Genomic DNA, 12,441 nt, shown 5'->3' on the forward strand with positions numbered 1-12,441 from the left:
TCCGAGATGTCACAGGCCCTACCGGCGGTTTCCGTCGGTAGGGCCTCTTTCCCGACGGTCAAGGGAACCGAATTGCAAGCCGACTGTGGAGGGGGTCGAGGGGATAGTGTTGTCTGAGGAGCAACGCCATGCGATATCGAGATCTGTGGAAACGATGGCGAACCGACAAGGGGTCGCCTGAAGAGGAGCCGTCGGGCGAGCGACGGGGCTCCGCCCCATCGGGGTGGATGACATCCCTGCGGCGACGGCGGCCGCGGGAAGAACGACGGTGGGACAACGCAGCGAGCACGACGAGGGATCCGGCCAGCCCTTCGTGCCACGGTCTGTTCTGAAACCTGGAATAGATCAGGACGAAGTCAGCTGATGTGCGAGTGTCTGCAGGCGTTCCAGCATGCGATCCCAGACGAAGCCGTGCAGCCGGAGATCCGCGGTGCGCTCCAAGTGATGGAATTGAAGTCCGACCTGATTGTCCTTCACCCAACGGACTTCCGCGACGTCGATCGGCAGCGATTCTCGTTGATCCGGCAGGATCAGGCGCAGCAGCAGGCGCCGGTTCGTCGGCACCGCCTCGCGGCACTGGATCGTACAGCCGAAGACCGAGAGGTTCGTGACGATCCCTTCTCCGATGACCGCCTGATCGCAGAACATGGCCGGATATGAAACTGCCAAACGGTAGTGGGCGCGCGTGTAGGGACGAGCCGGTTCCATGCGGGCGAGTGTACGAGGCAAGGACTGGCTGCGGCTATTCCTCGTTGGAGGGGAAACTGCTCGACGAGGCGGCGTCTCGGTCACGATCTGCAACCCTTTTTCCGTCAGATCGTAAATCTCACAGACGGTCGTCTCGCCACGCCGCCGATCAGACCCCTTGCCGTGGATGCTGATGCGAAACAGTTCGCGTTGTTCCGTCATCGGAAGCTCATGCCTCCGTCGGTCCGAGCCTTACGAGCCGCACCCCACGCCGCTCCATCACTGTGATGGCGGCGAGCAACGGCATCGGCAGCATCGTCACAAACACACGTATGGTCGTGTATGGTCGTGCTGTTCGGCCATCACTGTGCTGCGATTTCCGTACGCAGCGATTAGGTGTAGGTTCCGTCCCAGAGGTGAGCGAGAAAGTCCTTGAGCGGGAGGATGGTTACATCGCCGACTTGCCGTCGGCGTGCTTTCAGGCTCACACAGAGATAGCGCTTGAGTCTTTGCTCTTCGGCCAGCGCCTTCAAGGATTTGAGATCATTGGCCGCGATGTTTTCGCTGGCCTTGAGCTTAGGTGTGGAATTCATGCCTGAAGACTGGCAGGTGTCGACCATGTCGTCAAATGGCATGATATATGACGACGGAGGCGTCATAGCAACTGACCCACTTCTCTTAGGCCTTTTGTCCAGATGGCTAAGAAGTCCGTCGCTGTGTCTCTTGTGATAGGATGCGCGGCATGCCGGCATCGACACGAGCCTTGTGGGGCCTCTTCGCTGTTCTCGGCGCAGTCGCGCTCGCCTTTGTCACCGGCCTGGTGAACCCGTACGAAAAAGTGAACGGCCTTTGGCTGGTGGTGGCAGCCGCCTGCATCTACGTCCTCGCCTATCGGTTCTATGGCCGCTGGTTGGCGAAGCGGGTGGTCGATCTGAACAATCAGCGAGTCACGCCTGCCGTCCGGTTGAACGACGGTGTGAATTTCCATCCCACGAACAAGGTCGTGCTGTTCGGCCATCATTTTGCGGCGATTGCGGGAGCGGGGCCGTTATTGGGCCCGGTGCTGGCGGCGCAGTTCGGATTCTTGCCCGGCTTTCTTTGGCTGGTGATCGGCGCGGTACTGGCCGGGGCAGTGCAGGATTTCATCATTCTAGTCGCCTCCATGCGGCGCAACGGGCGTTCCCTACCGGAGATCGCGCACGACGAGCTCGGCTCTGTTACGGGTACGGCGACGGCGGTGGCGGTGCTGTTTATCGTAGTCGTGGCGTTAGCCGGCCTGGGCTTCGCGGTGGTGAATGCGCTTTATCACAACGCCTGGGGCGCGTTCACGATCGCGATGACGATTCCCATCGGATTGATGATGGGCTTCTATCTTCAGAAGTTCCGGCCGGGCGCGGTCGGGGAAGTGTCAGCGCTCGGTGTGGTGCTGCTCCTTGCGGCGGTGTTGGTCGGTCGGGTGGTCGCTCAATCGTCTTATGCCTGGCTCTTTGAGTTCGACCGACCGACATTAGTCTGGCTGCTGGCCGGGTATGGGTACCTCGCCTCCGTGCTGCCCGGCTGGATGTTGTTGGTGCCGCGCGGGTACCTCTCCACATTCATGAAGCTCGGCGTGGTGTTTCTCCTCGGTTTCGGAGTGATTCTCATGGCGCCGACGATCGAAATGCCGCGGGTGACATCGTTCGCCCATGGCGGCGGGCCGATCATTCCCGGCACGCTCTTCCCGTTCCTCTTTATTACCATCGCCTGCGGCGCTGTCTCCGGCTTCCATTCGCTGGTCTCCTCGGGCACGACGCCGAAGATGATTGAGCAGGAGTCGCAGGCGGTGGTGGGCTATGCGGCGATGCTGCTGGAAAGCTTCGTCGGGGTGATGGCTCTCATTGCAGCGTCGGTGCTGATACCGGGCGATTATCTGGCGATCAATACGATGTTGAGCGCAGACGCATTGGCGGCCATGGGGTTTGCGCCGGCGCGAATCGCCGAGTTGTCCCGGTTGGTCGAAGTCGATGTGGCGGGGCGGCCGGGCGGGGCTGTGTCGCTGGCGGTCGGCATGGCGTCGATCTTTGCGGCGCTGCCGGGCATGTCGGGCTTAATGGCCTATTGGTATCAATTTGCGCTGGTGTTCGAGGCACTGTTCATCCTGACCACCATCGATACTGGGACCCGTGTCGCGCGTTATCTGATCCAGGAAATGACCGGGCGGGTGTACGCGCCTTTTCGCCGGATGAATTGGTGGCCCGGGGTGCTGCTGAGCAGCGGATTCGTCGTCGGAGCCTGGTCGTACTTGATCGGCACCGGCAGCATTTCGACGATCTGGCCGATGTTCGGAGCGGCGAACCAACTGCTCGGCACGCTGGCGCTTTGTATCGGCACGACGGTGCTGATCAAGATGTGGAAGTCGCCCTATCTCTGGGTGACGGCGGTGCCGATGGTGTTCGTGGGCTTGATTACATTGACCGGCTCCTATGAAATGTTCGTGATGTTCATCGCAAAGGCGGCGACCCTGGCGGCAGGGCCGGCGTTTGCGCTGTATCTCGATGCGGTGCTTGTCGCAGCGGTGGCGCTTCTCGGCCTGATCGTCCTGAGCGACAGCCTCAGGCAATGGTACGGCTATGTGATTTTGAAGAAGCCGTTCACGAGCAGCGAAGTAGTGGTGCTGGCGGGCGGCGGCTCAGCGGGGCGGGTGCAAACGGCAATCACGAGTAGCGAGGAGAAGCTGTGTTGCCGGCTACCGCACAACGGCGGCTGCTGCTAACAGTCGTTCACCAATGACCGCTGACCTTTGACCAATGACTTGGAGGCTCCCGTGGCTGATCAGTTTTCATTCGACGTGGTATCGGAAGTGAACATGCAGGAACTGAAGAACGCGCTGGATCAGGCGACCAAGGAAATCAAGCAGCGGTTCGACTTCAAGGATTCCAAGACCGAGATCACGCTGAAGGAGAAAGAGAAGGAACTCGTCGTCGTGTCGGACGACGAGTACAAGCTGAAGGCGGTGATCGAAATCATCAAGGCCAAATGCGTGAAGCGCGGCGTGTCGCTGAAGGCCTTCACGTACGGCGCCGTGGAACCGGCTCTGAGCGGGACCGTGCGGCAGGTGGCGAAGATTCAGAGCGGTTTGGCGTCCGAAAAAGCGAAAGACATTACGAAGGCCGTCAAGGATTCGAAATTGAAGGTGCAGGCCCAGATTCAAGGTGAGCAGGTGCGGGTGCTCAGCAAGAGCAAGGACGAGCTGCAAGGGGCGATCGCCCTGCTCAAAGGAAAAGATTTCGGTGTCGATCTGCAGTTCACGAACTATCGGTAGGATTGCCGCGCCCTCGTCCCATGAAGCGTTGTCTCTGCCTGTTTCTCCTCGCCTTCGCCCTGGCCGGCTGCAGCCGCAACGATCCCATCGTCGTCCTCCAACTCCATCCCAAGAATCCGGACATCATCTACGTCGCGACGAACGATTACATCTACAAGACGCGTGACGGCGGACAGACGTGGACGAATCTCTCCCATGGGATGAGCCATTCCCGCGTCATTTCCATGGCGATCGATCCGATCTATCCGGCCACGATCTACGCCGGCACGAAGGGCGACGCGGTGTACAAGAGCCATGACGGCGGGCAGCGGTGGACGTCGATGAGAACGGGCCTCGACGACGCGACGATTTCATCGGTCGTCAACCAGTTCGTCTTCGATCCGGCGGACAACAACCATCTCTTTCTCGCCACAACCATGGGGGTGTTTGAGACGAAGGACGGCGGCGAACATTGGACGAAGCGCATGGAGGGCATGAAGGAAGTGCTGATGGTCGTCACGCTCGGCATGGATCCGACGCGTCCGGCGATTCTCTACGCCGGCACCAGCGGCGGTGTCTACAAATCCATCGATCAGGCCGGTCATTGGGAAAAGGCCAACAACGGACTGGTGCCGCCCGAGATGGTGAAAACGTCGCGCGCGCTGAACGTCAGCGCGATTCTCGTCGATCCGCACCAGCCGGATACCGTCTATGCGGCGACGTTGAGCGGCTTGTACAAAACGACCGATGCGGCGGCGGCGTGGACGCGCATCGGTGAAACGCTGCCGGACCAAATGATCATTTCGATGATCCTCGACCGGGCGCGGCGGGACGTTCTTTATATAGTGGGACGCGACGGCGTGCACCGCAGCGAGGACGGGGGTGCGAGCTGGAAAGCGATCAATGCCGGCTTTGCCACGACGAATGTGCGCACCATTGCCCAAAGTCCGACCGACGCGAAGGTGTTTTATGCGGGCACCAACGGGAGCGGATTGTATCGCAGTATGGATGCAGGCGACACTTGGCACCCGATGCCGCGCATCGGAGGGAAAGAGTGAGCGAGCTATCGCCGCCTGCTGTTGAAATCCGAATCCCCGATGGAAGGTCCGATGCCCCTGTGCGGCACAGCGGTGGAGCCGTCCGGGTTTTGGGCGCGATCGATTTCGAACCCCGTGCTGTTCCGTATCGACGTATCCTGCGCCTCGGGTCCCGGCCGCGAGGGAATCTGACTGTCTTGAATGGCCTCGCCGCGTCTGGGGCGCAACGACTCCCCGACAGTGCTGTAGGGGGACACCGAGTAGCCAATATCGGCGCCAAAGTTAGAATTGAGTTTGGTGTCCTCTATGTCTCCGCCGATCCTCGGGCGGAGGGTCGTATCCTGGATTTCCATCCCGGTCGGTGCCGATGAGGGCGGCTTCTTGGCTTTGAACTGTTTCTTGATCGTCTCTTCCTCTTCTTGAATCTGCAGCCGCAACCGCCCGCTGGTTTCATAATCCGCTTGGCTCAGGCTTTGTTGCGCTTCATCCAACCGCTCCAATCTTTCTTTCAGGACGAATAAGTCGTCCCGCGCGCGCGCCACCGTGCCGACGATTTCGCTGAGCGTAAATTGGCGGGCAAACGTTCCCAGTTTCGGACTCTGCCCCGGCCCGCCGCCGAGTCCGCTGCTTCCGCTGCCGATCCCGAATCCGGCCGAGTTGAAGATGCCTTTCTGCTGAACGGCTTTCAGCACGTGATTCGCTTCGTCGATCAGATCGACAATTTCTCTCTTCGCATCGGAATCGGTGGCACAGCAGGACACAAAGGTTCGATAGCGGTCCGCGAATTTTGAGGCCGCGTTTTGCAGATCGACGATCTTGATGGGATCGCGGTCCGGAAGATCAATGCCCTGCTCCCGCGCGCGTTCACGAAATGATTCCTCGGCCCGCTCGTCATGCAGGGGTTGGCAGGTGGCCGATTTTTTTGTGGTGATCTGCTGGTCGGGAGTCTTCCCCGGACACCAATAGACACGGGCGGGCGCATTGAGAGGGTTATCGGGGTTGAAGTCTTTCGCCAGGGCATGAGTCAGAACGCCAAGCCATGGTCCAGCGGCGAGCAGAATCACGGCGGGCAAATATTGTGGGCAAGAACGGGAATGTCTCATGGCGGCATTCTGTTCTTCGATCCTATAGTTGTCAACGAATCGCAGATTTCAGCCAGGACTTCGGAGGAAGCCAGTTGAAGCCGGTGCGGTGTGAGAAGAAAGATGGGTCAAGACACAGATCGGCTGTCTGCCACCCAACCTGTGGATAACGGGGTCGCGGCGATGAATCATAGCGTCTCAGAGTGAAAAGCGAGCCGATTTCAGCGACAGTTTGGGCCCCATTTGTAAAATGTTCTAAGTGCATGAATTCTCTATTGACAACTCCTTGGACGAGAGTATACTTCGACCCTTGAGTGGGGAAAAGTGGATGTGAGTGGAAAGAAAAGTGGTGGACAGGTCTTTCATCACGCGCCTGTGATGGTGAAAGAGGTTGTCTCTTGGCTTCTCCACCGAGCGCCGAGCTGCGTGTGCGATGGGACGGTGGGATATGGTGGGCATGCCGAAGCGCTGTTGGCTGGTATGGCGGATGACGGCAAGTTGCTCGGCATCGACCGTGATGAGGAGGCGCTGGCGGTCTGCCGCGAGCGGTTGTCGCGATTTGGGGAGCGAGTGGCGCTGATCCAGGGCTCGTTTGTCGACATGCCGCTGCATGCGCGGCAAGCGGGAATCTCTGCGGCGGACGGCGTGCTGCTGGATCTCGGTGTGTCGTCCCGACAGTTGGACGATCCGGGGCGAGGATTCAGCTTTCAGACGGAGGGTCCCCTCGACATGCGGATGGATCGATCTTCCGGCGAGACGGCGGCCGATCTGGTGAATCGGTTGTCTGAGTCGGACTTAGCCGATCTGATCTACCGCTACGGCGAAGAGCGTTATTCCCGGCGAATCGCCCGAGCGATCGTTCGCGCGCGAGCAGCCGTACCTCTCCGCACCACGGAGGCTTTGGTGGCGGTCATCAAGAGCGCCGTTCCCGGTTCTTATCGACATGGACGCATTCATTGTGCAACGAGAACCTTTCAAGCCCTCCGCATTGCCGTGAATCGAGAGATCGAGATGTTGGAGCCGGCGCTGCGAAATGCGGTCGATGTTCTGAAGCCGGGCGGGCGTCTGGCCGTCATTTCCTTCCACTCGCTGGAAGACCGCATTGTGAAGCAGACGTTCCGCACCTTATCGCACGGGGACGATGCGCGCCTCACGGTGTTGACGAAGAAGCCGCAAGTGCCGACCGAAGAGGAGTGCCGGCTCAATCCGAGAGCCAGGAGCGCCAAGTTGCGCGTGGCGGAACGCAAACCATCGGAGGCTGCCGCATGAAGGTCTTGCTCGTCTGTGCGGGCCTGTGCCTGGTGTTCGTCTTTGTGTGGGAGCGGGTGGATATGGTGCGCGTCGGCTATCACATCGAGCGGCTCAAGCACGAGAAGGTGCTGCTGGAGCGCGAGCGCGACGAGCTGCGGGTGAAAGTCTCGGCGCTGACTGCGCCGGATCGGATCGCCAAAGTAGCCTCGGAAAAGCTCGGCATGGCGCCGCCGCAGCAAGGGCAAGTCATCATGGTCCAGGTGAAACCGGAGGAGTCGGCGCCGAATCATCCGTCGCCTTTAGTGGTCCGAGTGGCGAAAAACGAGCTTCCAGTCGGGAGACGATAATGGCTGGTCCTCTTTCCCGCGGCCGGCGGTACACCATTTTATTGCTGCTCTTGAGCGGGTTCGCCGTGGTCCTGTTCCGGCTGGTGAGCCTTCAAGTACTTCAAGCGGCCGAGCTCACGCTGAAGGCGGACCGGCAGCATCAGAAGACCGTGTCGGTGGAAGGAGCCCGCGGAACGATCGTGGATCGCCACGGAAAGGTCCTGGCGATGAATATGGAAGTGCCGTCGGTCTTCGGTGTGCCGACCGCCCTTGAGAGCCCGGCGCGGACTGCCAGGAATCTGTCGCCCGTGCTTCGTGTGAGCACCGGTGAGTTGGAGCGGAAGCTGCGGCAGGACCGCGGATTCGTCTGGCTGGCCAGAAAATTGGATCCCGAACAGGGCCGGCGTTTGGAGCGCATGGCGATGGACGGCATCGGTATGGTGATGGAGGGCCGCCGGTTCTATCCCAAGGGGCCGTTGCTGGCGCACGTGCTGGGCTTCTCGGGCATGGACGGGGAGGGGTTGGAAGGTCTTGAACGCCGCTACGAGTCGCATTTGCACGGGGAGAAGCGCGTGACCGTATTGCAGCGGGACGCCTTGGGACGGACGGTCTTCCCGAAAGGCTTGTCCGAGCAAGGTCCGGCGCCGGGGCATAGCCTGGTGCTGACGATCGACGAGGTGATTCAATACATCACGGAAAAAGAGCTGGACGAGGCGGTCACGCGGGCGCATGCCAAGTCCGGGACGATGATCGTGCTGGATCCGCAGACGGGCGCGCTGCTGGCGTTGGCGATCAGTCCGCGGTTCGATCCCAACAGCGTCGCCGCGATCGGACCGGATCGGTGGAGGAACCGCGCGCTGACGGACGCCTATGAACCGGGCTCGACCATGAAGGCCATTGTGGCGGCGGCGGCGATCGAAGAGAAAGTCATGAAGCCCGGCACGCTGGTCTTCGGTGAAAATGGCCGGATGACCATCGCGAACACCGTGATCCACGATCATGAAAAGCTCGGGTGGGTCACGTTCGCCCAGGTGATTCAGAAGTCCAGCAACATCGGCGCCGCGAAGACCGGCATGGCGCTGGGGGATCAACGGCTGTATCGCTATCTCCAAGCGTTCGGCTTCGGGCAGAAGACGGAAATCGATTTGCCGGGCGAGGCCGGCGGCCTCGTGAAACATCCGCGCGAGTGGGGCAGACGCTCGGTGGCGTCCATCTCGATGGGACAGGAGATCGGCGTGACGCCGATTCAAATGGTCTCGGCCGTCGCCGCCATTGCAAACGACGGGGTGCTGATGAAGCCCTACGTCGTGTCGGAAATTCGCGATACCCACGGACGCGTCCTGAAACAGATGCTGCCGCAAGTCAAGCGGCGGGTCATCGCTCCGGACACGGCGCGGACGGTGACGACGATTCTCGAAGGGGTCGTCACGGACGGCACGGGCGGCAAAGCCGCCATCCCAGGATTCCGCGTCGCCGGGAAAACCGGGACGGCGCAGAAGATTGATCCCCGCACCGGGACCTATTCGGCGACACAGTTCGTCGGGTCGTTTGTCGGGTTCGTCCCGGCCGAGGCCCCGCGTTTGGCGATGATCGTGGTGATCGACGAGCCGCAGGGTGACGCCTGGGGCGGCACCGTGGCCGCCCCGGTCTTCCGGCGGGTCGGTGAACAGGCCTTGAACTATCTGGGCGTCTCCCCCAACGAGCCGGTCAAGCTGGCGTTGGCGGCGGACAGGCCCTGACGGCGTAGGATAACGATGACGTTGGCGGAGTTGTTGCAAGGACTGGAAGGACAGGTCGCGGTGACGGAGCGGATCGGCGACATGGCCGTGCGGATCCACAGTGTGACGGACGATTCCCGCGCCGTCCGCCCTGGAAGCCTCTTTGTGGCGGTCAAAGGTGAACGGGTAGATGGACATGGATTCATACAGGCGGCGGTCAAAGCCGGCGCGGCGGCCGTCGTCCTGCAGCAGCCGGCCGGTTCCATGTCCATCCCTTTCGTCCGGGTGGCGGATTCCCGTAAAGCGCTGGGCCTGCTCGGCAGCCGGTTCCATGGCGATCCCTCCGCTCGGATTCGCATGATCGGCGTGACCGGTACCAATGGGAAGACGACGACGACGTATGTCTGCAAAGCCCTGCTGGAGGGGCTGGGCCGGCAAGTCGGATTAATCGGCACGGTGGCCTATCAGGTCGGATCGGAAACGATCCCCGCTTCCCATACGACGCCGGGCGCGTTGGAGCTGCAGCAACTGCTGGCCAAGATGGTCGAACGGGGCTGCCGCGCGGCGGTGATGGAAGTCTCCTCCCACGCGTTGGCCCAGGATCGGACCAGCGGATGCGAATATGACGTCGCGGTATTTTCTAATCTCACCCAAGACCATCTGGATTTCCATCAAACGATGGAAGAGTACTTCCAGGCCAAACTTCTGCTTTTTACGGAACTGACCGGGACCAAGAAGCCGAACAAGCGCGCGATCATCAACGGCGACGATCCCTACGGGCAACGGATCAAGGCGCTCTGCCCGGCGCCCGTCTGGACCTATGGCTTGAAAAGCGGGGCCGACCTCCTGGCGCAGCGTGTCAAGCTCTCGCTCGGCGGGACCAGCTTCACAGCGGCGACTCCGGCCGGGACGTTCCCCATCGAAAGCCATCTCGTCGGGGAGCACAACGTCTACAACGTATTGGCGGCGATCGGCGTGGCGCTGCACGAAGGGGCGACGCCGGACCAGGTCCGAGAGGCGGTCGGGAAGATCGCCAACGTGCCGGGCCGGTTCGAGCGCGTCTTGGCAGGGCAGCCGTTCACCGTGGTGGTGGACTATGCCCACACGGAAGATGCGCTGGTGCGGCTGCTGACCGCGGCCCAAGCCCTCAAGGCCGGGCGTATCATCACCGTCTTCGGCTGCGGAGGAGACCGCGATCGCGGAAAGCGGCCCAAGATGGGGCGGGCGGCCGTGCAGTACAGCGACGTCGTGATTCTGACCTCCGACAACCCGCGAACCGAAGATCCGCTCGCCATTCTGAGCGAAGTCGAAGCCGGTGTGACGGACGCGCTGCGCCAACGGCCGGCGGTGCAGTACCGGAAGATCGCCGATCGGCGGGAAGCCATCGGAGTCGCGGTGCGGGAAGCCAAGCCGGGCGACATGGTGCTGATCGCCGGCAAGGGCCACGAAGACTACCAGATCATCGGCACGAAGAAGTTCCATTTCGACGATCGGGAAGTGGCGCGTGAAGCAATTGTGCAGTTGTCGTCCTGCGCGTAGGCAGGACATACCTCCGGGTGCCGTGGCGGCGGTGCGGGCAAGGAAGACGATGGCTCTCTTTACCGTGGAAGAGTTACGCGAGGTCGTGAGCGTCAAGGTGCTGGCGGGAGAGACGCCGGGCTGGATGAAGCAGCGCATCCGGCACCTCAGTCTCGACAGCCGCTCCGTCAAGCCGGGCGATGTGTTCGTCGCCATCAAGGGCGATCGGTTCGACGGACACGATTTCGTGGCGGCGGCGCTGACGCGCGGGGCGGTCGGCGCCATCGTCCACGATGCGTTTCACATGGAGCCGTCGGCGCTCAAGAGCGGTCCCAGGAAAACGCAACCGTTCATCCTGGGCGCCCGTGATCCGTTGTTCGCCTATCAGCAACTCGCCACCCATCATCGCAGTCGATTCGAAATTCCCGTCGTCGCGGTGACCGGCAGCAACGGCAAAACGACGACGAAAGACATGGTCGCCAGCGTGATGGCCCATCGCTGGAAGATCCTCAAGACCGAAGGCAACCTGAACAATCGGATCGGTGTGCCGCAGACGCTGTTCCGCCTGAACGCGCGCCATGAAGGGGCGGTGATCGAGATGGGCGTGGACAACCTCGGCCAGACGACCAGGCTATGCGAGATCGTCCGTCCGACGATCGGCATCATCACGAACATCGGCCCCGATCATTTGGAATTCTTCGGCAGCATGGACGGATCGGCGCAGGCCAAGGCCGAATTGCTGGATCTGCTTCCGTCCGATGGAACGGCGGTGCTCAATCGCGACGATCCGTACTACGACTATCTCGCGTCCCGGGCGCGCTGCCGCGTCATCTCCTTCGGGTTTTCGTCGAGGGCCGACGTGCGGGCGACGGATGTGAAATCGGACGCGCGCGACGGCACGGTTTTTCGCCTGCTCCTGCCCGGGAAGGTTCGGCACATCATCGTGCATATCCGTGTGCAGGGCGCGCACAACGTCACCAATGCCCTGGCGGCGGCCGCAGTCGGCTCGGTCCTCGGCTTGCCCGGCGCCGTCATCGCTCAGGGATTGGCGCGCTTCCGGCCGGCCGCCATGCGATCGCAGATCGTCGTGAGCCAGGGCGTCAAGATCATCAACGATTGCTACAACGCGAACCCGGCCTCGATGAAGGCCGCCGTGCAGCTGTTGGCCCAAACAGAAGGCGCCGGCCGAAAAATCGCGGTGCTGGGCGATATGCTGGAGCTGGGACCGGGAGCCGCCACGATGCACGAGGAGGTCGGCGGATTCGCGGCTCGCCAGGGCATCGATCGAATCGTCGCCTGCGGACCGTTGGCGCGGAGCCTTGCCGAAGGCGCCCGACGGGCCGGCATGGACAAAGATCGCATCGTCGAAGTCCCGGACGCGGCCGGGGCCGCCGCCGTGAAAGATCTCATCAAGCCCGGCGACGTGGTGCTGGTGAAGGGGTCGCGCGGGATGAAGCTCGAACAGGTGGTGCAGGCGCTGCAAGCGCCGAAGCGCGCGGCGAAGCAGGCGTCGTAAGGAGTCGCGCAGGCTCGGTCGAGAGG

11 protein-coding genes are annotated in these 12,441 nt (G+C 61.8%); 8 read left to right on the plus strand and 3 right to left on the minus strand.

The window, feature by feature from the left end; all coding sequences use genetic code 11:
* Positions 1-345: 345 nt before the first annotated feature.
* Complete coding sequence (locus NITMOv2_RS02795) at positions 346-909, minus strand: PilZ domain-containing protein (protein WP_053378447.1); 564 nt, start codon at positions 907-909, stop codon at positions 346-348.
* A 170-nt stretch (positions 910-1,079) separates the two neighbouring features.
* Complete coding sequence (locus NITMOv2_RS02800) at positions 1,080-1,346, minus strand: hypothetical protein (protein WP_238590444.1); 267 nt, start codon at positions 1,344-1,346, stop codon at positions 1,080-1,082.
* Between the two features lie 83 nt (positions 1,347-1,429).
* Here NITMOv2_RS02800 and NITMOv2_RS02805 point away from each other — a divergent pair, with 83 nt between their 5' ends.
* The 3 genes from NITMOv2_RS02805 to NITMOv2_RS02815 are packed head-to-tail and all read left to right on the plus strand — an operon-like array spanning position 1,430 to position 5,025.
* Positions 1,430-3,439: a carbon starvation CstA family protein gene (locus tag NITMOv2_RS02805; RefSeq protein WP_053378449.1), complete on the plus strand. Its 2,010-nt coding sequence runs from the start codon at positions 1,430-1,432 to the stop codon at positions 3,437-3,439.
* A gap of 51 nt (positions 3,440-3,490) precedes the next feature.
* Positions 3,491-3,988: a YajQ family cyclic di-GMP-binding protein gene (locus NITMOv2_RS02810; protein ID WP_053381963.1), complete on the plus strand. Its 498-nt coding sequence runs from the start codon at positions 3,491-3,493 to the stop codon at positions 3,986-3,988.
* 20 nt (positions 3,989-4,008) lie between these two features.
* Entirely contained in the window at positions 4,009-5,025 is a 1,017-nt protein-coding gene (locus NITMOv2_RS02815) for a WD40/YVTN/BNR-like repeat-containing protein (protein ID WP_053378450.1), read from the plus strand.
* Positions 5,026-5,030: 5 nt separating this feature from the next.
* Here NITMOv2_RS02815 and NITMOv2_RS02820 read toward each other — a convergent pair whose 3' ends face one another.
* Positions 5,031-6,107, minus strand: a complete 1,077-nt coding sequence (locus NITMOv2_RS02820) for a hypothetical protein (protein ID WP_145976148.1) — start codon at positions 6,105-6,107, stop codon at positions 5,031-5,033.
* Positions 6,108-6,416: 309 nt separating this feature from the next.
* Here NITMOv2_RS02820 and rsmH point away from each other — a divergent pair, with 309 nt between their 5' ends.
* Genes rsmH through NITMOv2_RS02845 form a run of 5 tightly spaced genes read left to right on the plus strand, consistent with a single transcriptional unit; the run spans position 6,417 to position 12,415 of the window.
* On the plus strand, positions 6,417-7,355 hold the full coding sequence (gene rsmH, locus NITMOv2_RS02825; RefSeq protein ID WP_274519497.1) for a 16S rRNA (cytosine(1402)-N(4))-methyltransferase RsmH: 939 nt from the start codon (positions 6,417-6,419) through the stop codon (positions 7,353-7,355).
* The gene (ftsL, locus tag NITMOv2_RS02830; protein ID WP_053378453.1) at positions 7,352-7,684 is read left to right on the plus strand and encodes a cell division protein FtsL; all 333 of its coding nucleotides are present in this window, start codon (positions 7,352-7,354) and stop codon (positions 7,682-7,684) included. The genes rsmH and ftsL overlap by 4 nt, the downstream gene beginning before the upstream one ends.
* Positions 7,684-9,402, plus strand: coding sequence for a peptidoglycan D,D-transpeptidase FtsI family protein (locus tag NITMOv2_RS02835; protein WP_053378454.1), 1,719 nt, complete (start codon positions 7,684-7,686; stop codon positions 9,400-9,402). Before ftsL ends, NITMOv2_RS02835 begins: the two co-directional genes overlap by 1 nt.
* Positions 9,403-9,417: 15 nt before the next feature.
* Complete coding sequence (locus tag NITMOv2_RS02840) at positions 9,418-10,920, plus strand: UDP-N-acetylmuramoyl-L-alanyl-D-glutamate--2,6-diaminopimelate ligase (protein ID WP_053378455.1); 1,503 nt, start codon at positions 9,418-9,420, stop codon at positions 10,918-10,920.
* 49 nt (positions 10,921-10,969) lie between these two features.
* The gene (locus NITMOv2_RS02845; RefSeq protein WP_053378456.1) at positions 10,970-12,415 is read left to right on the plus strand and encodes a UDP-N-acetylmuramoyl-tripeptide--D-alanyl-D-alanine ligase; all 1,446 of its coding nucleotides are present in this window, start codon (positions 10,970-10,972) and stop codon (positions 12,413-12,415) included.
* Positions 12,416-12,441: the final 26 nt, after the last annotated feature.

The organism is Nitrospira moscoviensis, from assembly GCF_001273775.1.
Taxonomy (GTDB): Bacteria; Nitrospirota; Nitrospiria; order Nitrospirales; family Nitrospiraceae; genus Nitrospira_D; species Nitrospira_D moscoviensis.